Origin of the sequence: Burkholderia mayonis, from assembly GCF_001523745.2 — a bacterium.
Lineage (GTDB): Bacteria > Pseudomonadota > Gammaproteobacteria > Burkholderiales > Burkholderiaceae > Burkholderia > Burkholderia mayonis.
In genome coordinates this window covers 2,110,069-2,131,981 of sequence record NZ_CP013387.1, presented here as the reverse complement: position 1 = coordinate 2,131,981, position 21,913 = coordinate 2,110,069, and the positions used below count along the sequence as shown (strand labels likewise).

Annotated in this window: 18 protein-coding genes; 9 read left to right on the top strand and 9 right to left on the bottom strand. The window is 65.0% G+C overall.

Annotation, left to right across the window (positions count from 1 at the left end):
• Positions 1 to 12: 12 nt before the first annotated feature.
• Entirely contained in the window at positions 13 to 1,545 is a 1,533-nt protein-coding gene (gene pdxR / locus WS70_RS28305) for a MocR-like pyridoxine biosynthesis transcription factor PdxR (RefSeq protein ID WP_059597652.1), read from the bottom strand.
• Between the two features lie 108 nt (positions 1,546 to 1,653).
• Between pdxR and WS70_RS28300 the strand changes: the two genes are divergently transcribed.
• The 4 genes from WS70_RS28300 to WS70_RS28285 all read left to right on the top strand — a co-directional run bounded on the left by WS70_RS28300 (position 1,654) and on the right by WS70_RS28285 (position 6,101).
• Positions 1,654 to 2,754, top strand: a complete 1,101-nt coding sequence (locus WS70_RS28300; protein ID WP_059472799.1) for an ABC transporter ATP-binding protein — start codon at positions 1,654 to 1,656, stop codon at positions 2,752 to 2,754.
• 71 nt (positions 2,755 to 2,825) lie between these two features.
• The gene (locus WS70_RS28295) at positions 2,826 to 3,872 is read left to right on the top strand and encodes an ABC transporter substrate-binding protein (RefSeq protein ID WP_059472800.1); all 1,047 of its coding nucleotides are present in this window, start codon (positions 2,826 to 2,828) and stop codon (positions 3,870 to 3,872) included.
• A 100-nt stretch (positions 3,873 to 3,972) separates the two neighbouring features.
• On the top strand, positions 3,973 to 5,232 hold the full coding sequence (locus WS70_RS28290; RefSeq protein WP_059472801.1) for an ABC transporter permease: 1,260 nt from the start codon (positions 3,973 to 3,975) through the stop codon (positions 5,230 to 5,232).
• 29 nt (positions 5,233 to 5,261) lie between these two features.
• Positions 5,262 to 6,101 carry an ABC transporter permease gene (locus WS70_RS28285; protein ID WP_059472802.1) on the top strand — a complete coding sequence of 280 codons (840 nt, stop codon included), beginning with the start codon at positions 5,262 to 5,264 and terminating at the stop codon, positions 6,099 to 6,101.
• Between the two features lie 110 nt (positions 6,102 to 6,211).
• On the opposite strand, the gene WS70_RS28280 is transcribed toward WS70_RS28285, so the two are convergent.
• From WS70_RS28280 to WS70_RS32235, 3 genes are all read right to left on the bottom strand, one after another.
• Positions 6,212 to 7,960 carry a S53 family peptidase gene (locus tag WS70_RS28280; protein WP_059597653.1) on the bottom strand — a complete coding sequence of 583 codons (1,749 nt, stop codon included), beginning with the start codon at positions 7,958 to 7,960 and terminating at the stop codon, positions 6,212 to 6,214.
• Between the two features lie 428 nt (positions 7,961 to 8,388).
• Complete coding sequence (locus tag WS70_RS33490; RefSeq protein WP_082716366.1) at positions 8,389 to 8,523, bottom strand: hypothetical protein; 135 nt, start codon at positions 8,521 to 8,523, stop codon at positions 8,389 to 8,391.
• A 1,040-nt stretch (positions 8,524 to 9,563) separates the two neighbouring features.
• On the bottom strand, positions 9,564 to 9,767 hold the full coding sequence (locus tag WS70_RS32235; protein WP_162498990.1) for a hypothetical protein: 204 nt from the start codon (positions 9,765 to 9,767) through the stop codon (positions 9,564 to 9,566).
• Between WS70_RS32235 and WS70_RS28270 the strand changes: the two genes are divergently transcribed.
• From WS70_RS28270 to WS70_RS28250, 5 genes are all read left to right on the top strand, one after another.
• A complete protein-coding gene (locus WS70_RS28270; protein WP_059472804.1) occupies positions 9,708 to 10,340 on the top strand; it encodes a hypothetical protein in 633 nt (210 codons plus the stop codon). The genes WS70_RS32235 and WS70_RS28270 overlap by 60 nt on opposite strands.
• Positions 10,327 to 11,076 carry a DJ-1/PfpI family protein gene (locus WS70_RS28265; protein ID WP_059472805.1) on the top strand — a complete coding sequence of 250 codons (750 nt, stop codon included), beginning with the start codon at positions 10,327 to 10,329 and terminating at the stop codon, positions 11,074 to 11,076. Before WS70_RS28270 ends, WS70_RS28265 begins: the two co-directional genes overlap by 14 nt.
• Positions 11,077 to 11,127: 51 nt before the next feature.
• Positions 11,128 to 12,750, top strand: coding sequence for a tyrosinase family protein (locus WS70_RS28260; protein WP_059597654.1), 1,623 nt, complete (start codon positions 11,128 to 11,130; stop codon positions 12,748 to 12,750).
• Between the two features lie 120 nt (positions 12,751 to 12,870).
• Positions 12,871 to 13,305 (top strand): hypothetical protein, encoded by a 435-nt coding sequence (locus WS70_RS28255; RefSeq protein ID WP_059472807.1) that lies wholly within the window; start codon positions 12,871 to 12,873, stop codon positions 13,303 to 13,305.
• Positions 13,306 to 13,775: 470 nt separating this feature from the next.
• The gene (locus tag WS70_RS28250; RefSeq protein WP_059472933.1) at positions 13,776 to 14,150 is read left to right on the top strand and encodes a DUF2784 domain-containing protein; all 375 of its coding nucleotides are present in this window, start codon (positions 13,776 to 13,778) and stop codon (positions 14,148 to 14,150) included.
• 382 nt (positions 14,151 to 14,532) lie between these two features.
• Here the strand turns inward: WS70_RS28250 and acnA are convergent, their stop codons facing one another.
• The 5 genes from acnA to WS70_RS28225 all read right to left on the bottom strand — a co-directional run bounded on the left by acnA (position 14,533) and on the right by WS70_RS28225 (position 21,684).
• Complete coding sequence (gene acnA / locus WS70_RS28245; protein WP_059472808.1) at positions 14,533 to 17,250, bottom strand: aconitate hydratase AcnA; 2,718 nt, start codon at positions 17,248 to 17,250, stop codon at positions 14,533 to 14,535.
• Positions 17,251 to 17,301: 51 nt separating this feature from the next.
• Positions 17,302 to 18,753, bottom strand: a complete 1,452-nt coding sequence (locus WS70_RS28240; protein ID WP_059472809.1) for a bifunctional 2-methylcitrate dehydratase/aconitate hydratase — start codon at positions 18,751 to 18,753, stop codon at positions 17,302 to 17,304.
• 78 nt (positions 18,754 to 18,831) lie between these two features.
• Complete coding sequence (locus tag WS70_RS28235) at positions 18,832 to 19,341, bottom strand: hypothetical protein (protein WP_059472810.1); 510 nt, start codon at positions 19,339 to 19,341, stop codon at positions 18,832 to 18,834.
• Positions 19,342 to 19,490: 149 nt separating this feature from the next.
• On the bottom strand, positions 19,491 to 20,510 hold the full coding sequence (locus tag WS70_RS28230) for an HpcH/HpaI aldolase/citrate lyase family protein (protein ID WP_059472811.1): 1,020 nt from the start codon (positions 20,508 to 20,510) through the stop codon (positions 19,491 to 19,493).
• A 190-nt stretch (positions 20,511 to 20,700) separates the two neighbouring features.
• Positions 20,701 to 21,684: a malate dehydrogenase gene (locus tag WS70_RS28225; protein WP_059597655.1), complete on the bottom strand. Its 984-nt coding sequence runs from the start codon at positions 21,682 to 21,684 to the stop codon at positions 20,701 to 20,703.
• Between the last annotated feature and the right edge of the window lie 229 nt (positions 21,685 to 21,913).

The following is a 21,913-nucleotide window of genomic DNA, read 5'->3' as shown; positions in this document are numbered from 1 at the left end:
CGTCGCTGCGCATCACGCGACGCGCCGCTTCGCGGCTCGATTCAGATCCATTTCGATCGTTTGCGCGAGCGTGTCGAACGCAGGCGCGATGCGCTCGTTCGGCACGCACGCATAGCCGAGCAGCAATCCCTCGCGCGCGGTCTCCGCATGGTTGTAGTAGGTGGTGAGCGGCCGCACGATCACGTCCGCGTCGAATGCGGTCTGCGTGATCGCGCGATCGTCGCAGCCGTTCGGCAGTCCGATCACGAGATGCAGGCCCGCTTCGTCGCCCATCACCGGCAGCGCATCGCCGAAGCGCGCGTGGATCGCGTCGATCAGCAATTGCCGGCGCTCGCCGTACAGCGCGCGCATCCGGCGCACGTGCGACGTCAGATAGCCGTCCATGATGAATTCGGCGAGCACGGCCTGCTGCATCAGTTGTCCTTCTCGATACAGCTCGGACAGCCCCGTCCTGAACGTCTCGACGAGATGCTCGGGCACGACCATGTAGCCGAGCCGCAGGCTCGGAAACAGCATCTTGCCGAGGCTGCCGACATAGATCACGCGGCCCGCGTCGTCGAGCCCCTGCAGCGATGCGAGCGGCCGGCTGCCGTAGCGGAACTCGCTGTCGTAGTCGTCTTCGATGATCCAGCACTGATGCTGCCGCGCATATTCGAGCAGCATCCGGCGGCGCGCGAGGCTCATCACCATGCCGAGCGGATACTGATGCGACGGTGTGACGAGCACGAGCCGTGGCGGATGCTTCAAATCCTGCGGACGCGGCGCGAGTCCTTCCTGATCGACGGGCACGGGCGCGAGCACGAGTCCCGCCGCCTGCAGCACGCTGCGCACGCCCCAGTAGCACGGCTCCTCGACCCACGCGCGATCGCCGACGTCCGCGAGGAGGCGCACCGATAGATCAATCGACTGATGAATTCCGGTCGTGATGATGATCTGGTCGGGCGAGCATTTAACCGAGCGCGCGACGCGCAAATAATCGGACAGCGCGCGGCGCAGCGGCCGGTAGCCGCCGCCCGGCGCGTAGGTCAGCAGCTCGGGATTCGCTTCCTTCCACAGCCGCGCCTGCAAGCGGCTCCACGTGCGCGTCGGAAACTCCGACACGTCCGGCACGCCCGGCATGAACGCGCCCCATTGGCGGCGCGATACGCCCGCGTACTTGATCAACTGCGTGCCGCGCGCGGACAGCGCGCCGCCGTGCGCGCGCTGCCATGCGGCAGCGGATTCGTCCGATGCATGCGCGGGCGCACCGGCTTGCGCGCGCATCGCCGCCGCGTCGGGACGCGTGTCGGCGACGTAGGTGCCGCTGCCCGTCGTCGTCAGTACGTAACCTTCCGTCGTCAGCTGATCGTAAACGTGCAGCACCGTGTTGCGCGCGATCGCGAGATCGGCGGCGAGCATGCGCGAGCTCGGCAGCTTCGTGCCGGGCGTGAGCTCCCCTGACAGGATCGCCTGCTGCATCAAGCGCAGCAGTTGCCGGTACATCGGCTCGGCCGAGTGCCGCTCGAGTCGCGCGGCAAGCCAGTCGGAAAGGATCACGGTGTCCAAAGTGGTTCTACCGGAAATATTGAAATGGTTCCCTATTGTAGGACCGTGTGCGCCGTATAGTGAATCGCATCTCGAAATACCGAGCCAAGACGAAAAGGGGACGGGACGATGAAGACCGATGATGTGATCGTCAGCTTTCGCGGCGTGCGCAAGACCTACGACGGCGAAACGCTCGTCGTCAAATCGCTCGATCTGGACATCCGGCGCGGCGAATTCCTGACGCTGCTCGGGCCGTCCGGCTCGGGCAAGACCACTTGCCTGATGATGCTCGCGGGCTTCGAATTCCCGACGGGCGGCGAGATTTGCCTCGACGGCGAGCTGCTGAACAACGTGCCGCCGCACAAGCGCAACATCGGCATGGTGTTCCAGAACTACGCACTTTTTCCTCATCTGACCGTCGAGCAGAACGTCGACTATCCGCTGACCGTGCGCCGGATGTCCGGCGCCGAGCGCAAGGACCGCGTCGCGGCCGCGCTGCGGATGGTGCAGATGGAGCGCTTCGCGAAGCGTTATCCGGCGCAGTTGTCGGGCGGCCAGCAACAGCGGATCGCGCTCGCGCGCGCGCTCGTGTTCGAGCCGAAGCTCGTGCTGATGGACGAGCCGCTCGGCGCGCTCGACAAGCAACTGCGCGAACACATGCAGTACGAACTGAAGGCGTTGCACGAAAAACTCGGGCTGACCTTCGTCTACGTGACGCATGATCAGGGCGAGGCGCTGACGATGTCCGATCGCGTCGCTGTGTTCGACAAGGGCATCGTGCAGCAGCTCGACACCGTCGATCGGCTCTACGAATCGCCGTGCAACGAGTTCGTCGCGAACTTCATCGGCGACAGCAACCGGCTGCGCGGCACGGTCGCGAGCGTGAACGGCGAATTCTGCGAATTCCGGCTCGACGACGGTACGCGCCTCGTCGGCCTGAACACGGGCAACGCGCAAGCGGGCGCGATCGGCATCGCATGCGTCCGCCCCGAGCGGATGAACGTCGCGCCGGGCAATGGATGTGCGGCGAACGGCGCGGCGAATGCGCTGTCGGGTGAAGCGCGCAGCCTCATCTATTTCGGCGATCACGTCCGGATGCGCTGCGTGCTGCCGGGACAGGACGAATGCTTCGTCAAGGTGCCGCTCGGCACCGGCGCGCTCGCCGCGTTCACGCCGGGCGCGCCGATTTCACTCGAGTTTCGGCCCGAGCATCTGCGGGTCTTCGCATGAACGCGAGACTGCAAGTCACGCATCACGTTTCGCACAACCACCACGCTTCACCTGTCACGAGAGGAAACATCATGATCCACGCACTCAACACGCCGCGCCGCGCGGTTGCGTTGCTGTCGCTCGTTGCGTTCTGCACGGCGGCGGGCGCGGCCGAGCTGACGGTCGTCAACTTCGGCGGCGCGAACGGCGACGCGCAGAAGGCCGCGTTCAATCAGCCGTTCGAGAAGACGACCGGCAACAAGATCACGGCCGTCGAGTACAACGGCGAGCAAGCGAAAGTGAAGGCGATGGTCGAGGCGAAGCACGTGAACTGGGACGTCGTCGAAGTCGAGTCGGGCGATCTGAACCGCGGCTGCGACGAAGGTCTGTACGAGAAGCTCGACTGGACGAAGATCGCGAAGAAGTCCGAACTGATTCCCGAATCGCCGCAGACTTGCGGCGTCGGCTTCTTCGTGTGGTCGACGGCGCTCGCGTACAACGCGGACAAGCTGAGGAGCGCGCCCGCCGGCTGGGCCGATTTCTGGGACGTGAAGAAATTCCCCGGCAAGCGTGGGATGCGCAAGGGCGCGCGCTACAACCTCGAGTTCGCGCTGATGGCGGACGGTGTCGCGCCGAAAGATGTCTACAAGGTGCTCGCGACGAAGGCGGGCCAGGATCGCGCATTCAAGAAGCTCGACGAGCTGAAGCCGAACATCCAGTGGTGGGAGGCGGGCGCGCAGCCGCCGCAATTCCTGGTCGCTGGCGATGTCGTGATGTCGACCGCGTACAACGGCCGGATCGACGCCGCGCAGAAGGAAGGGAAGAACCTGAAGGTCGTGTGGAACGGCAGCATCTACGATCTGGACTACTGGGCGATTCCGAAGGGCTCGCCGAACAAGGCGCTTGCCGAGCAGTACATCGCGTACACGCTGTCGCAAAAGCCGCAGCAGGAGTACGCGCACCACATCGCCTACGGCCCCGCGAACGTGACGGCGATCAAGGCGCTCGATGCGAAGACGCTCGCGAACCTGCCGAACTCTCCGGCGAACGGCAAGAGCGCCGTGCTGCAGAACATCGCGTTCTGGACCGACCATGGCGACGAACTCGAGCAGCGCTTCGCCGCATGGGCGTCGAAGTGACGGCCGCGTGAGCCGATGAAGCAATCGGCCGCGCGCGTCACGGCGGCGCGCGCGGCATTCCTCCGAACGGCGTTTCGGCCGGAGACAACCGTTGAATTCGATGACGATCGCTACGCAGTCGGCGCCGCCGACTCACTCGCTCAAGCGTGAACTGAAAGCGGCCGAGGCCAGGAAACGCGCGATGGCGCTGCTGCTCGTCGCGCCGCTCGCGGTATTCCTGCTGCTCGTGTTCGTGGTCCCGATCGGCGCGCTGCTCACGCGCGCCGTGCAGAATCCCGAGATCGCGACCGCGCTGCCGCATGCGGTCGCCGCGCTCGCGAACTGGGACCGCAAGGCGCCGCCCGGCAACGCCGCCTACGTGGCGCTCGCGGCCGATCTCACGCTGGTCGCCGACAGCGAGGCGATGGGCGCGCTCGCGCGGCGCCTGAACACCGAAATCCCCGGCTATCGGTCGCTCGTCGCGAAGACCGCGCGCGCGATGCCGTTGACGGGCGATGCGAACGCGACACTCACGCCCGCGCAGACGCGCGCGAAGCTGATCGAGCTTGACGAGCGCTGGGGCGACTCCGCTTACTGGCAGGCGATCGCGAAGAACGGCGGCCGCTATTCGCCGTTCTATCTGCTCGCGGCGCTCGATCACAAGCAGGACGGCTTCGGCCAGGTCGTGCCCGCCGATCCCGATCAATCGATCTATCTCGCGATCTTCGGCCGCACGCTCGTGATCGGCTTCGCGGTCACGCTGTTCGCGCTGTTGCTCGGCTATCCGCTCGCGTACTGGATCTCGACGCTGCCCGAGCGGCGCGCGAATCTCGCGATGATCCTCGTGCTGATTCCGTTCTGGACGTCGGTGCTCGTGCGCGTCGCCGCATGGATCGTGCTGCTGCAAAGCGAAGGGCTCGTCAATCGCGCGCTGATCGACGTCGGACTGATCTCGCAGCCGCTTGCGCTGCTGTTCAATCGTGTCGGCGTCTACATCTCGATGACGCACATCCTGCTGCCGTTCATGATCCTGCCGCTCTACAGCGTGATGAAGTCGATTCCGCCGAGCTATCAGCGCGCGGCGGTGTCGCTCGGCAGCCACCCGTTCGCCGCGTTCTGGCGCGTGTACGTGCCGCAAACGTATCCCGGCATCGGTGCGGGCGCGCTGCTCGTGTTCATCCTCGCGATCGGCTACTACATCACGCCCGCGTTGCTCGGCGGCCCGAACGATCAGATGGTCAGCTACTACGTCGCGTATTTCACGAACGTGACGATCAACTGGGGGATGGCGTGCGCGCTCGGCGGCCTGCTGCTCGCCGCGACGCTCGTGCTGTACGCGATCTACGGCCGCTTCACCCGCACGCAATTGAGCCTCGGCTGAGCGAAGCCGGGCGAACCAGGAAAACGAACATGAAATTGCTTGCGAAGCCGCTCTTTGCACCGCACGTATCGATGGCCGAGCGTGCATGGTATTTCGTGCTGCGCGGTCTCGTCGTGCTGACGCTGCTGTATCTGATCCTGCCCGTGCTCGCGATCGTGCCGCTGTCGTTCTCGTCGAGCACGTTTCTCGTCTATCCGATCCCGGGCTTCTCGATGCGCTGGTACGAGAACCTGCTTGCGTCCGACGAGTGGCGGATGGCCGCGAAGAACAGCTTCATCGTCGCGCCGGCCGCGACGCTCGTCGCGACCGTGCTCGGCACGCTCGCCGCGATCGGCCTGACGAAGACGGATTTTCGCGGCAAGGGCCTGCTGATGGCGGTGTTGCTGTCGCCGATGATCGTGCCCGTCGTCGTCGTGGGCGTCGGCATGTATCTGTTCTTCGCGCCGCTCGGCCTCGCGAACACGTATACGGGGCTCATCTGCGCGCACGCGGCGCTCGGCGTGCCGTTCGTCGTGACGACCGTCGCGGCGACGCTGCAGGGCTTCAATCAGAATCTCGTGCGCGCGAGTCTGTCGCTCGGCGCGAATCCGGTGACGACGTTCTTCCGCGTGACGCTGCCCGTGATCGCGCCGGGCGTGATGTCGGGCGCGCTATTCGCGTTCGCGACGTCGTTCGACGAAGTGGTCGTCACGCTGTTCCTCGCGGGCGCCGACCAGACGACGCTGCCGCGCCAGATGTTCACTGGCATCCGCGAAAACATCAGTCCGACGATCGCCGCGCTCGCGACGATCCTCATCGTCTTTTCGACCTGTCTGCTGCTTGCGCTCGAATGGCTGCGCGGACGCAACGCGAAGCGTGCGGTGAGCTGAAACGTCGGTATGCAGAAAAGCGCGGCGCGCCCTCCGGTCGCGTCGCGCTTGTCGTTCGCCGCCTGCCGATTGCGGCCTGGCATCTGCTGCTCACGCCGGCGGGCGCCGGCTTAGTTGAAGCCGCCCGACTGGATGAGCTGGTTCAGATTCGAGATGTTGATGCTGCCCCAGCCGGTCGGGTAGTCCCAGCCGGTCGACGCGTTGTAGCCGTACCCCTGATAGCCGTTGTTGCCAGACGTGACGTCGTAGCGCACGAGCGACGAATGTGCCGGGATCGAGTGATAGAAGCGCGCGGCCGGGAAGCCGAGGTTCGCACCGTTCGCCGACAGGATCCGTGCCCAGAAGCCGCTGAAGATCGGCGCGGACAGGCTCGTGCCGCCGATCTGCTGCAACTGGCCGTAGTTGTAGATGTACGCCCCCGTGCTTTGCGCGGCGTCGAACGACACGTCCGGCAGCTTGCGGTTGCTGCCCGACTGCCACGACGGATTCGGCAGGATCGTGCTGACGCCGCCGCCCGTCGCCCACAGCTTGCCGTTGCCGTCGAGTCCTTCGTTCCACACGGTCTCGTTCGAGAACGTGCCTGACGACGACGTGTAGAGCGTCGTGCCGCCGATCGCGAGCACGTGCGGCGACGACGCCGGCCACGATACCGAGTAGTTCGAACCGTCCGGATAGCCGCGGTTGTTGCATTCGTAGACGCCTTCGTCGCCCGACGACACGGCGAACGTCTGGCCCTGCGCGACCGCCTGCGTGAAGATCTGCTCTTCGGCGGCGAGCGTGCCGTCCGCGTTCGCATCGGTTTCGCACCAGCCGAGCGACACGTTGATCACTTTCGCCGTGTCGTCCGATACGGCTTGGTTGAACGCTTGCGTGAGGCCGGTGTTGCCCGACGCGTTGAGATCGGCCATGTAGAAGATCAGTTGGCCGACCTGACCGCCCGCGGAGCCGACGATCGACTGGCTGTCGAGATCCCATTCGCCCTGGCCTTCCTGGTCGTCGCTGTAGTTGCCGCCCGAGCCGTTGGTCTGCACGGTCTGTGCCGACACGCTCGAATAGCCGTTCGCGCTCGTGAACTGCTGCAGATCCGACAGCGCTTGCGACACGCCGCCGATCGTCATGATGCCGACCGTCGCGTTCGCCGCGGTCGGCACGCCGGTCGCGTTGTAGAGCCCCGGGAATTCCGACGGGTAGTGGCCCGTCGCCGTGCCCGACGCGAGCGCCTGCGGTTTCGCGACGGCGCCGGTCTTCGACAGCGGCCGTGCGCGCGCGACGTTCTGCAGGCCGAGTACGGAGCCGACGACGTCGCCGAGCGCGCTCGGCACCTGCGCGGTGGATGCGTTCGCAAAGCCCGAGCGGCCCGCGTATTCGAAGTGGACGAGCGACGTGTTGAACGCCTGCTTGACCGTGCCCGCGGTGCCGCGCGCGGAAACGAGCATGCGGTTCGGCGCGACGCGGATGTCGACGAAGCCGTTCTTGCGCAGATAGTCGACGACTTGCTTCGCCTGCGCTTCGGTCGGTGCGTAGTTCGACAGGAATTGCGCGCTCGTGATGAATTGACGGTACTGCGAACTATGCGGATCGTTGACGTTGTGCGCGATGGCTTTCAGTTGCTCGGCATTGCGCAGCTTCAGGCTGACCACGATGTGCGTAGCTTCGCCGGACGCGACCTCGAGCGATGCGGTGTTCGCGCTGTGGGCGAGCGTCTCGATCTGCGCATGGTTCAAGAAAGATTTGGTATGCGTATCGACCCAGTCCGTCGCGCCGTGGGCGACGCCGGCGGCGAGCGCGAACGGCCACACGCAGGCAAGTCGCCTGCACAGCGGGGAAAGGGAGAGTGCAATTTCGGCGGTCCTGTTCATCGAGTGTGTCCTTTTGAGAGAGTGCGACGTTGTCAAGCTCCGACCCTTGTGGGGAAGAGAGCGCGCTAAGCGTATGCGAGCACTTCTCGTTTCGGTAACTGCCAGTTTCGTTAGCTGTTACTGCTGACAGAGAAAAAGTGACACACCAGCCCACTATCTGAATGGTGAACGGTGAATGAAAGGTGAAATGGAGTTGGATGAAATTGCTTGGGATGCTGAATGAAAGAATGTGGTGCGTGCGCGCGACACCTTTCTCTTTTGACGGACCCTTCTAGAGGCTGCGTCGAGGTGCGAAGTCGAGACCGGTGAGGCGTCGACGAACGCTGTTTTCGCCGTGAGCCGATACGATTGGCGGTCCGATCGGGCAGCGATTTCGCTTGGCGGCGGCCGATGTGGAAGCGGCCGCGAGCTTGCACGCCGCAGCCGGGTTACGGACGAAACAGATCGAAACTCGCAAGCGCGACGACGCCGCTCATCGCGATCATCGGCACCGAGTGCCGTCCCAGATAGAGCAGCGCGGCGGCCGACCAGGTCGCAATGAAAAACGCTCCGATTCGCTTCATGATGGATTCGCGGCGAAGGCCGCATCGAAATATGGCACGGATCCTGCCTCCGCGCGTGGCTCGGTACGTGGGCGCGGACGACCGGATGCGGCCCGAGCCGAAGCGACATTATAGGGTTTTCCCTTGGGTCGATGCCTGACGCAATGACGCAGCCGGGAGATTGGATCGTGTGCGTGATGGCGTCGATGCACTCACCCCGTATTGCTCCGAACGCTCGCGGGGCTTTGGGATCGATCGCGTGGGCCAGCAGGATGCGCAGGCCACCGGCGGTGGGGGCACGATGAACATCATCGCGCATGGTCTTCTGTTCATCAGATTTCGATCGTGTCGCTGGAATCGCATGGGAACAATCGACACGCAAAATCCGCGCGATGGCGGCGCGTCGTCTGTGGGGCGCCGACGAAGAGGGCGACACGCGTAATCGTCTCGACAAAGAACGGTGTTCGATCGGCGGCGCATGCGTGGCTGGCGCAGCGAAAGTAAGCGCGAGACAGTGCGAACCAATAGCAACGAGTCCATTCATCGCAAACGCTTTTAACGAAGCACATCGTTACGAAGACTGCTCGGAGCGGTGCGCGCCCAACAGCATGTCGATGCTTCCGTGCCGTTGGCAAGCGGCTCTTCCGCGTCGCAGAAAGTGGTGTGCGGCGCGGCCCGGCCGATCGGCATCGCAAGCCGACCGGGCCTACTACTTCTGGTAGTTGGGGAATCGCTCTGCCGCCGCCTAGATTGATCTGTGATTCGTCGAGTTGAGATGCTTCGACATTCGAATGATCGAGGGAACGGCCGTGACGGCCGGCAACGAAGCATCGTCGACGAGAGATCGCTCATGATCTCGTGACATGTCGCGCGGAGGCGCACGGCATCGTTCGCAGGACGAAACTGCACCGGATACAGAAGGAGGGCGCGAAAGCCCGGAGCGCCGGCAAAAAGGGGGCTGCGCGTTGACGACGCCCGTGCCGAAAGGGGCGCTCGCCGCAGGCGCTGTCGCGTGCGCACCGGGTCCCATTGCATCGAAGCGGAAGGACATGGCGCGAATGCTATGCCTTCGGCGACGATTGTGCGCCGTATCCGTCGTCGATGAAGCGCGATGCCGCCGACGGAAATCGGGCGATCGGAATCGAGACCACGCCGAAGGCGGCCGCGCCAACGAACACGAAGAAATACATGACGGGGATCATCAGATGTTCCGTGCATCCAGCATCGGCTTCGATCGGGCGCGCTCGGTTCGCGTCGTACTGCACGCGTTGGCGGGCTGGGTTGCGTGCGTGCTGCCCATCGCGGCATCGCATACGCCGACGTTCTGGGCATGGAACGCGCTGCCTGCGCTCGCACTTGCCGGCGTCGGGACGATGCGTGCATGGCGAGACGTGCGCGCAGGCGTATTGCCGATCGCAGGCGCGGCCGTGTTGAGCGGCGCGCTGCTTGCGGATTTTGCGTCGACTTATCCGGAGGCAGTGCTTGCACTGTGCAGCCGTGCGTCCTTCGTCGACGATTGGATCCTGCACGTCCGCCTGTTTCCGTTCACCGCCGCGGCGATGCTCGGCTTGAGCATCCTGAGCGTGCACGGCGAGCGAAAGCGCGGCGTCCGCCCGCTCAGGCGGATCGTCGATGTCGCGGTCGCGCTCGGTACGATGATGTTCGCAATGAGCCTGTCGGCCATGCTGCTGACGACGTGGGCGGATCTGGTCGACTGGCCGTGGGGCGCCAATGGACTGGTGTGCTCGATGCTGGTCGGCATGATGCTCCATCACGTCGCAATGCGGGCGATGGACGACGCGATAACGGTGGCGAGGGCGAGCCATGCGATCAACTGACGCTTATCGGATCGGCATCATCGTGTACGACGGCGTAGACCTGCTCGACGTCGCGGTGCCGCGCGAGCTGTTCGACTGGATGGCGCAGATCGAGCCCGACGTGATCCACGATGCGCCGCATCGCGAAGTGCATCTGATCTCATTCGACGGTTCTTCCGTTGCGACGCGCGACCACCTGACGCTTGGTGGCGATTTGCCGAGCTTTCGCGATGTCGAGCAAGTGGATCTGCTCTGGGTGCCCGGCGGCGATCCCGCTGCGCTGCAGCGCTTGATGCTCGATTCGGCGCGCATGGATTTTCTGTCGCGGCAGGCGTCGTTCGCCGATTACGCGGCATCGGTGTGCGAAGGGGCGCTGCTTGCCGCGGCAGCCGGTTATCTGGATGGTTACAAAGCGACGACGCATTGGGCGTTTCTCCCCTGTCTCAGGCTGTTTCCATGCATCGACGTGGCGCCGGACTATCCGCGCTTTGTCATCGACGGCACGCGCATCACGGGCGGCGGCATTTCATCCGGGCTCGATGAGGGGCTGAAGATCGTTGCGCTGCTATCCAACGACGTCGTGGCCGGCAAGGTTCAGCTCAGCATTCAGTACAACCCTTTACCCCCATTTACCGATGGCGATCCGTCGGTCGCCCGTCCGCCCGTTCTTGAGCCGGGCGAGGGCAGCGCGTGCGCGTTTCCCGGCATGGCCGAGACCATCGCGCGCGTGCTCGCAAGACGACGCCGTCATCCGTAAATCCCGAGGCATGCCGAGGGACTACAACGCTACGCGATAAAAGGAGTGGACATGTCTAACTTGAATGGATTGAGAGTGCGCCGGTCGGTGCGCGACCTTCAGAAGCTCTACGACACAGATGAGGACAAGAAGCCGCTCGAAGATCTCGTGCGCGCGTGGGCCGGCATCAAGGCATTGCCGCCGTCGGATCCGAAATCGTTCTTCGCGCTTGGCGGCTATCACGGCGAACCGTTCCAGTATCGCAAGCCGGTGGACGCCTTGCCGCCAGACGACATCTATCCGTATTGGGGCGGCTACTGCAATCACGGCAACGTGCTGTTCCCGACCTGGCACCGGATGTATGTCTACAAGCTCGAAGAGGCGCTCCAGAGCATCGTGCCGGGCGTGTCGATGCCGTTCTGGGACGAGACGGATGACTATACGCTGAAGCACGGGATTCCGTCGATTCTGACCCAGGAGACGTTCGTGCTGGACGGCAAGGAAATCGACAATCCGCTGCGCTCGTTCGTGCTGCCCGAAGCGCTGTCCGATCACCTGCCGGGTGACGGCAACATCTACGAGAAACCAAAAGGGTATGTGACGAAGCGTTACCCGTTGTCCGGCCTCGTCGGCACGCCGGAGGCACGCGAGCAGACGACTATACACAATGCGAAATTCCCGAATCCGAAGAAGAATACCGAACTGCTCAACAGCAACGTGAAGGCATGGTTGCGCGGCAGTTCGCCGACGCCGGAGGATCCCAATCCGACCAGGAACGGCGTCTATGCGAAATACATCCGCTGCCTGTCGGCGCCGAACTACACGGTGTTTTCCAATACGACTTCCGCATCGGTATGGAACAGCTCGAACCCGGGCTACGTGACGCCCGTCGAATCGCCGCACAACGACATCCATCTGTCCGTCGGCGGTTTCGATCTCGGCAACGGGCCCGGCGACGAAGTCGGACAGATCGCCGGCGCGAACGGCGACATGGGGGAAAACAACACGGCCGGCATGGATCCGATTTTCTTTTTCCATCACTGCAACGTCGATCGCATGTTCTGGGTCTGGCAGAAGCAGACGGGGCACACCGACCATCTCGACATCATCCGCGACTATCCGGGCACGAACGCGAGCGATTCGCAAGGGCCGACTCCCGGTTTCGCGCCGGGCGAGGCGCTCGGTCTCAAGACGCCGCTCAATCCGTTCAGGAAATCCAATGGCGACGCCTACATGTCCGAGGACTGCATCAACATCGAGCGCCAGCTCGGATTCACGTACGGGCGGGGTTCGCTCGACGACGTCGCTTCCGAACTGAAGGCGTCGTTGCTGGCCGTACCGAGCGGAAACAGCACGAAGAAGCTGACGGTGACGGGCGTTGACCGCGCGCAGTTCCAAGGATCCTTCATCATGAAGGCGTACGCGGCCGTGACGGACTCGAACGGCAAGACGCGCGAGTATTACCTCGGCCACAAATCGGTTCTGAGCCGCTGGAACGTCGTGCATTGCGCGAATTGCCTGACGCATCTGGACGTCGTCGCGCATTTCCCGTTGAGTGCGATTCCGGCCGACGACGTGCCGAAAGCGAAATTCCGGGTGGAATTCATTCACCGCGGGGGCGGCGTGCCGAGCGCGGCGAGGGCTGCCATCGCGACGGTGGCTGGATTGCAGCCGCAGTTCGAGGTCGCCGACTGAAGGACGGCGAGGGCGCCGTGCGCGTCCTCGCCGATGGTCCGTTTCTTTTTTCCATGTTTTTCCACATGTGCAGCTCCGGTTCGGCGCGCAGGCCGATCCGACGTGACAAAGGAGTGCGACATGAGCTATGACCCGGAAATCGGCAGCCTGGCAGGCATCTGGACGTACCGCAGTTTGATCAACAATCCTAACTTGTCGATGGACTTCGACAAGCTGGAGTTCGGCCGCGCCAACATCCAGATCGACAAGGCGCCGATGGGCGTCTTCAAGGGCCGCATCTATGGCGACGGATGGGAACTGACGCTGAGCGGCTACGTCGACTACGGCGCGCCCAATACCGTGAGGTTCCAGGGGCGCGGCAAGGTGGGCGGCGAGGAGTGGATCTACGACTACGTCGGCTATCTGAGTCCGGCCTGGCCGAACGGCATCAAGCAGCGGCCCGCGCTCGCCGGGTCTATCGTGCGCACCGTGCCGCACTCGAACGGAGCGGGCGGCGTCGCGCCCGCAGGCGTCGTGTGTTCGTGGTATGCGGTGCTCGACAAGCCGGCAAGCTGACGGTCGATCCGACCGCCGCTTGCCGATCGAGACGCCCGGCGTGGCCGGGCCAGGCGCTGGCCGCGCACGCGTTGCTGCGTTGCGCGGCCGTCCAGGAATCAGCTCTTACTCGGTAAGCGCTCGATTCGAGTGCGAACGGCGCAATGCCGCCGCGAGTCCGCACCAGTCGTCGGCAGCGCCTTCGATCGCTATGTCGATGCGCGCCGGCATCGGCGTATGCTCCGTTTTGCGGGACTGCGGCGCTCGTGAGCGCGACGGTCGTCGCCCGGAGCGAAGCGGTGCGCTGGCGGTGGACGATCCGGTTCGTCCTGCGGCCGTTGTCGCACGCGTGGTCGATGTAGCTGCGCCTACCCGCGTCCATCCGCGTGCGCCACGCACCGGCGTCGACGGCATGGCCACAGCAAGCAGGCACCGCATCGACGCGCGGCGACGTCCCGCGCGGCGATCCCGCCGCCCGCTCAAAGGACATCATGGTCTGGCTTGCCGATGCGGTACTCGTCTTGCATGCGCTGATCGTGCTTTTCATCGTCGGCGGACTCGTCGCGGTCTGGACGGGCGCCGCGCTCGGCTGGCGATGGGTGCGCGACCGGACGTTCAGGCTCGTCCATCTGCTTGCGATCGGCGTCGTCGCCGCGTTGGCGGCGCTCGGTATCGATTGCCCGCTGACGGTGCTCGAAGACCGTCTGCGCACCGGTTCGCCGAGTGCGCAGGGCTTCCTGCAGCGCTGGGTCGGCCGACTGCTGTACTACGACTTGCCGGCGTGGGTGTTCACGGTCGCGTACGTGCTGTTCACGCTGATCGTGTGGCTGACGTGGCGCCGGATTCCCGCTCGCCGGAACCGATAGTCGCGGAGGCGACAAAATCGACTCGCGTCGTTGCAAGCGGCTTCGTCCGGCGATCGCGGTTCGGATCGTCGATGGGGTCGATGCACTTCTTCGTTGGCCGAACGACGTCGATGCCGAATTTCGGCAAAACGAGCCTGCCAGATTTCGTAATTGGGTGCGATATCCCGCTGTTCATATATTGATATTCGCGGCATGCGCGCGGCGAGCCGCACTGACCGCACTGACCGCACTGACCGCACTGACCGCGCGAAGCAGGCTCCGCGATCGCACGCGAGGTTTCCGCAGCCGGATGAACCGGCACAAAAAAGCCCGGCCAGGCCGGGCTTCAAATCGACCGCGCACGCATCGCTGCGTCGCGCGGTCCCTGCAAAAAACAGGATGCTTACGCTGCGAGCAGCGAGCGCAGCACGAACGGCAGGATGCCGCCGTGCTTGTAGTAATCGACTTCGATCGGCGTATCGATGCGCAGCAGCACCGGCACGCGCTTCGTTTCGCCGTTCTTGCGATGGATCACGAGCGTGACGTCCTGTTGCGGCTTGAAGTCGTCGCCGAGACCTTCGATGTCGTACGTCTCGTCGCCCGTGATGCCGAGCGACTGGATGCTGTCCGAGCCCTTGAACTGCAGCGGCAGCACGCCCATGCCGACCAGGTTCGAACGGTGGATCCGCTCGAAGCTGCGTGCGATCACGGCCTTCACACCGAGCAGTTGCGTGCCCTTCGCCGCCCAGTCGCGCGACGAGCCCGTGCCGTACTCCTCGCCCGCGAACACGACGGTCGGCGTGTCGGCGTCGATGTACTTCATCGCCGCGTCGTAGATCGACAGCTGTTCGCCGCTCGGCTGGTGGATCGTCAGGCCGCCTTCGACGCGCGTGCCGTCGGCCTTCGCGGGGATCATCAGGTTCTTGATCCGGACGTTCGCGAACGTGCCGCGCATCATCACGTCATGGTTGCCGCGACGCGAGCCGTAGCTGTTGAAGTCGGCCTTCTGCACGCCGTTTTCCTTCAGCCACTTGCCGGCCGGCGAGTCTTCCTTGATCGAGCCTGCCGGGCTGATGTGGTCGGTCGTGACCGAATCGCCGAAGATGCCGAGCGCGCGCGCGCCCTTGACCGTCGCGATCGAATCGGCCGGCTCCATCGAGAATTCGCTGCCGAAGAACGGCGGTTCCGCGATGTACGTCGACTTCGGCCAGTCGTACACCTGGCCGCTTTCGCCTTCGATCTTGCTCCAGAGGTCGCCCTTCTTCGTGAGCTGCGAGTAGTTCTTCTCGAACTTCTCCGGATCGAGCGCGAACTTGAGGAGCGACTGGACTTCTTCGCTCGTCGGCCAGATATCGCCGAGATAGATGTCCTTGCCGCCCTTGCCCTGGCCGACCGGCTCGGTCATCAGGTCGCGCGTGATGTTGCCGGCGATCGCGTACGCGACGACGAGCGGCGGCGACGCCAGGAAGTTCGCGCGGATGTTCGGGTGGATGCGCGCTTCGAAGTTGCGGTTGCCCGACAGCACGGCCGCCGCGACGATGTCGTTCTTCGTGATCGCTTCGTTCAGCTCGGGCGTGAGGTCGCCCGCGTTGCCGATGCAGGTCGTGCAGCCGTACGCGGCGACTTCGAAGCCGAGCTTCGCGAGGTAGGGCAGCAGGCCCGTCTTCGTCAGGTACTCGGTGACGATCCGCGATCCGGGCGCGAGCGACGTCTTGATGTGCGGCGCGACGGTCAGGCCGGCTTCGACGGCCTTCTTCGCGACGAGGCCGGCGGCCAGCAGCACGCTCGGGTTCGACGTGTTCGTGCACGACGTGATCGCGGCGATCAGCACGTCGCCGTTCTTCACGTCGACGCCGTTGCTCGTCTTGTACTCGGCGTTCAGGTCTTCCGCCTTCTTCGCGAAGCCGTTTTCCGCGACGGGCTTCGAGAACAGATCGGTGAACGTCGACTTGACGTTGCCGATCTCGATGCGGTCCTGCGGACGCTTCGGGCCTGCGAGCGACGGTGCGACCGTCGACAGATCCAGCGTCAGCGTCTTCGTGTAGTCGATGTCGCCCGCCTTCGGAATGCCGAACAGGTCCTGCGCCTTGAAGTAGTTCTCGAACGCGGCGATTTCCGCCTTCGTGCGGCCCGTGCCCTTGAAGTAGTCGATCGTCTTCTCGTCGACCGGGAAGAAGCCCATCGTCGCGCCGTATTCCGGCGCCATGTTCGCGATCGTCGCGCGGTCCGGCAGCGCGAGCGTCTTCGTGCCAACGCCGAAGAACTCGACGAACTTGCCGACGACCTTCTCCTTGCGCAGCATTTCGGTGATCGTGAGGACCAGGTCGGTCGCCGTTACGCCTTCGCGCAGCTTGCCCTTCAGCTCGACGCCGACGACGTCCGGCGTCAGGAAGTACACCGGCTGGCCGAGCATGCCCGCTTCGGCTTCGATGCCGCCCACGCCCCAGCCGACGACGCCGATGCCGTTGATCATCGTCGTGTGGCTGTCGGTGCCGACGAGCGTGTCCGGGTAGTAGACGGTGTCGCCGTCGTCCTTCTTCTTGTGGACGCCGCGCGCGAGGTACTCGAGGTTCACCTGGTGGACGATGCCGACGCCCGGCGGCACGACCTTGAACGTGTCGAATGCCTGCATGCCCCACTTCATGAACTGGTAGCGCTCGTTGTTGCGCTGGAATTCCAGCTTCATGTTCAGGTCGAGCGCGTCCTTCTGGCGGAAGTAGTCGATCTGGACCGAGTGGTCGACGACGAGATCCACCGGGACCAGCGGCTCGATCTTCTTCGGATTCTTGCCCGCGCGCTTCGCGACGCCGCGCATCGCGGCGATGTCGGCGAGGAGCGGCACACCCGTGAAGTCCTGCAGCACGACGCGCGACACGACGAACGGGATTTCGTCGACGCGCTTCGCGTTCGGCTTCCAGTTGGCCAGCTGCTCGATGTGCTCTTCGGTGATCTTCTTGCCGTCGTAGTTGCGCAGCACGGACTCGAGCACGATCCGGATCGAGACCGGCAGGCGCTCGATCTTCGTCTTCAGTTCCTTGCCGAGCTTCGGCAGCGAGTAGAACTTGCCTTTGCCGGAACCGCTGTCGAATTCCTTGAGTGTTTTGTGGAGATTGTGGGCCATGGTGATTTCCTGGGTTTGAGGCTAGGAAAGAAGAAGTCCTGTATCTGACGGCTATATCACATACAGATCGACGTACTCATCGACCGGCATCGCTTCGAGCTTTGCCTGGTCCAGCGACACGTCGAGAATCGCTTGTTGCTGCTTCGCCGGGAAACGGCGCGCGAGATTCGTCCTGAACTTGTCGATGAGGAGCGGAATCCCGTCGGCGCGCCGCCGCATATGGCCGATCGGATACTCGACCGCCGCCTCGGCGAGCGTCGATCCGTCGTTGAACTCGATCGCGAGCGCGTTCGCGATCGAGCGCTTCGCCGGGTCGTGGTAATCCTTCGTGAATTGCGGGTCTTCGACGCACGCGATCTTCGCGCGCAGCGCGTCGATCCGCGGATCGGCCGCGATTGCGTCCTCGTAGTCGGCGGCCGTCAGGCGGCCGAACAGGAGCGGCACGGCGATCATGTACTGGATGCAGTGATCGCGGTCCGCCGGGTTCGCGAGCGGGCCCTGTTTGTCGATGATGCGGATTGCCGCCGCGTGCGTGCGCACCGAGACGCGGCGGATCTCGTCCGCCGTGCGGCCGGCGGCCGCGAGCTGCGCGTGCAGCGTCATCGCGGCCTCGACGGCCGTCTGCGCATGGAATTCGGCCGGATACGCGATCTTGAACAGCACGTTTTCCATCACGTACGTGCCGTACGGGCGCTGGAAGCGGAACGGCCTGCCGCCGAACGACACGTCGTAGAAGCCCCAGGTCTTCGCGGTCAGCGCGGACGGATAGCCCATCTCGCCCGTCCTCGCGATCAGCGCGAGGCGCACGGCGCGCGATGTTGCATCGCCTGCCGCCCACGACTTGCGCGAACCGGTGTTCGGCGCGTGGCGGTAGGTGCGCAGCGCCTGGCCGTCGACGAACGCGAGCGACAGCGCGTTGATCAGCTCGTCGCGCGACAGGCCGAGCAGGCGGCCGACGGCCGCGGTCGACGCGACCTTCACGAGCAGCACGTGGTCGAGGCCGACCTGGTTGAACGAATTCTCGAGCGCGAGGCAGCCCTGGATCTCGTGCGCATGGATCATCGCGACGAGCACGTCCTTCATCGCGAGCGGCCGCTTGCCGGCCGCGATCGCGGTGCGCGACAGCCAGTCGGCCGTCGCGAGGATGCCGCCCAGATTGTCGGACGGATGGCCCCATTCGGCCGCGAGCCAGGTGTCGTTGAAGTCGAGCCAGCGGATCGCCGCGCCGATGTTGAATGCGGCCTGCACCGGATCGAGCTGGAATGGCGTGCCGGGCACCTTTGCGCCGTGCGGCACGATCGTGCCCGGCACGATCGGCCCCAGCAGCTTGGTGCAGGCGGGATACGACAGCGCTTCGAGCCCGCACCCGAGCGTATCGATCAGGCAGTGGCGCGCGGTTTCGAGCGCGAGCGCACTGTCGATGCGATGGTTCAGCACGTAGTCGGCGATATCGACCAGCACTGAATCCGGCGCGGGCCGGACGTTCGGGATTGGGGCGGACATCGAAGCTCCTGTCGACCAGAGCCGGCGCTTCAGCGCTTGCTCTGGTCCCATGCAAGATGGTTGCTGTCGGGATCGACCTCAGTTCGCCGGCTTCAGCTCGTTCGACTGGGTCGGCGCGACGGCGTTGCCGGCCGCCATTTCGGGCGTCTGGCATTCGTCGGCGAGGCGGCTGTCGTCCTTGTCGCTGAAGAGCATGGCCTTCGTCGGGATCACGACGAGCTTCATGCCGCTTGCCGGGTCGTAGAACACGTCCGCGCCCGTCGTCGTCTGCTGACGGGGCAGCTTGTAGTTCTTGTTGGCCCAGTGGACCGTGACGATCTGGTCGCGCTTCATGTCGCCCGCGAGGTCGTACGACAGGCCGTCCTTGCAGGACCACTTGACCGCGCCTTCCGGCACCGGATCGGTTTTCGCGGCCGCGCGCGCCTGCGCCTTCTTGCTGCGCGGGATCAGGTGACGCTTCGGCGCGGGGCGCTTCGGCGTGGCTTTCTTCGCGGTGGTGGACGAAGCCTGGGCGAACGCGCTCGGCGCCGCGGCCAGCATCGTGGCGGACAGCGCGCCGATGACGGTGGCGATCAGCAGTTTCTTCATGGAGTCAGAACCTTACATTTAATCGTTAACAAGGGCGGACGCACAGCTCGTCCACCGGGTTGAACTGCACGCGCCCCGGAAGCGCGCAGCGGCCGCTATTTTCACCTATTTGGCCCGTCGAATTCAGTTTTTGCGCGCTCGTGCACCGTTCATGCTTCGCGTCGCTCCGCCGCCGGTTCGTCCGCGCGTCGAAAGAGCGGCGCCGATTCCGCCGGCAGCGGCTGGCCGGTCGCCCGCGCGCGGCGCAGCACTGACCAGTAGTAGCGGTAGCTCGCCCGGTCGTGCAGCGCGTCGTCGTGGCGCGTCGGGCCCCAGTCGGCCGCCTGCGCGGCAAGCAGGATCTCGGTCGCGCGCACGATTTCGCCCGCGCGCGGCGCAAACGCCGCGACGATTTCGCGGATCTGCGCCGGATGGATGCTCCACATCCGCGTGTAGCCGAATTCCTCGCGGGCGCGGCGCGCGTCGTCGGCGACGACGCGCATGTCGCGCACCTCGGTCGTCACATTGTGCGATGGGGTCTTGCCGTGCGCATGGCACGCGGCGGCGATCTCGAGCTTCGCGCGGCGCACGAGCGGGTGGTCGAACTGGCCGGGCGCGCGCATCGCGTCGTCCGGAATCGCGCCGTGATGCGCGGACACGAAGTCCATCAGGCCGAAGCTCAGCGTCGCGACGGTCGGCAGCGCGGCGATTTGCGCTGCATCGGCGAGCGCGCCGTGCGTCTCGATCAGCACGTCGACGGGGATCGGCTGCGCGATGCCGAGCTCGCGGCGGGATGCTTCGATGAACGCGCACATCTCGGCCGCGTCGGCTGCGCCGCCGACCTTCGGCAGCGTCAGATAGGCGAGCGGGCGCGCCGCGCGCAGGACAATGCGGACGTCGTCGCGCCAGTGAGGGTGGGAAATGTCGTGGATCCGGGCGCCGACGCGCCCGAAGCGGTTCGCGTCACCGCCGACGAGCGCCGCGACGAGCGCCGCGTGCTCGGCTTCGCGGCCGACGGCGGCGCCGTCCTCGCAGTCGAGCGTGATGTCGAAGACGGGGCCGAGCTCGGCCTGCAGCGCGAGCGATTTCAGCATCAGCTTCTCGCTGCCCGCGTAATGATCGCAGCACGGCGGGATCGCGGGCGGCGCAACGCCTTCGTACAGCACTTCTGCGGGTGTGAGCGCGGACATCTGTTCTTCTGCGTCAGGTCAGGATCTGGGCCAACGTGGAACATCGGATTCGTGCGGGCTCTGGGGCGGCGCCGATGCGTGGCGCCAGGCGCAAAGCCCGTGCGAATCGGATTGCCGGCGGGGCCGGGCGTCGCGCCCGGCCCCGCCGGCCGACCGGTCCGCCGCAGCGCGGCAGACCGGTCGAAGGGCATTACTTCAGCAGGTGGGCGACGCCGTCGCGCTCTTCGAGCAGCTCGGCCAGCGTGCCGTCCATCTTCTCGCGCGAGAACGCGTCGATTTCGAGGCCTTCGACGCGCTTGTATTCGCCGTTTTCGCAGATCACCGGCACGCCGTAGATGATGTCTTCGGGGATGCCGTACGAGCCGTCCGACGGGATGCCCATCGTGGCCCACTTGCCGTTCGTGCCGAGCACCCAGTCACGGACGTGGTCGATCGCCGCGTTCGCCGCCGACGCCGCCGACGACAGGCCGCGCGCTTCGATGATCGCCGCGCCGCGCTTGCCGACGGTCGGGATGAACGTGTCGCGGTTCCAGACATCGTCGTTGATCAGCTTCAGCAGCGATTCGCCTTCGGCGGTCGCGAAGCGGAAGTCGGGGTACATCGTCGGCGAGTGGTTGCCCCACACGGCGAGCTTCTCGATCGACGCGACCGGCTTGCCCGACTTGGCCGCGAGCTGCGACAGCGCGCGGTTGTGGTCGAGGCGCAGCATCGCCGTGAAGTTCTTCTTCGGCAGATCCGGCGCGGACTTCATCGCGATGTACGCGTTCGTGTTGGCCGGGTTGCCGACGACCAGCACCTTCACGTCGCGGCTCGCGACTTCGTTCAGCGCGGCGCCCTGAACCGTGAAGATTTCCGCGTTGGCCGACAGCAGATCCTTGCGCTCCATGCCCTTCGAGCGCGGGCGGGCGCCGACCAGCAGCGCGACGTCGGCATCCTTGAACGCGACCTTCGGGTCGTCGGCGATCACGACGCCTGCAAGCAGCGGGAACGCGCAGTCGTCCAGTTCCATCACGACGCCTTTGACGGCGGCTTGTGCTTGCGGGAGGTCGAGCAGTTGCAGGATGACCGGCTGGTCCTTGCCGAGCAGGTCGCCGTTCGCGATGCGGAACAGCAGCGAGTAAGCGATTTGACCTGCGGCGCCGGTGACGGCAACGCGCTTTGCGGGCTTAGCCATTGAGAAATCTCCAGGACATTGAGCGTGGGACGCTAGGGAAAACGCCATTCTATGCGCGTTACACGAAGCGTTGCTTTAAAGCAGGGCGGAGGACTCGCGGCGCATGCGCGGCGGCGCCTGAAGATAGGCTAGGCACGTAGCCCGGGACGCGCGCTGCAAACCCCGCGAACCCTTGCTCGACCCGGAGTGTAGGAGTGGGGGCGGGTAAAGTCAAACAGTATCTTATGTC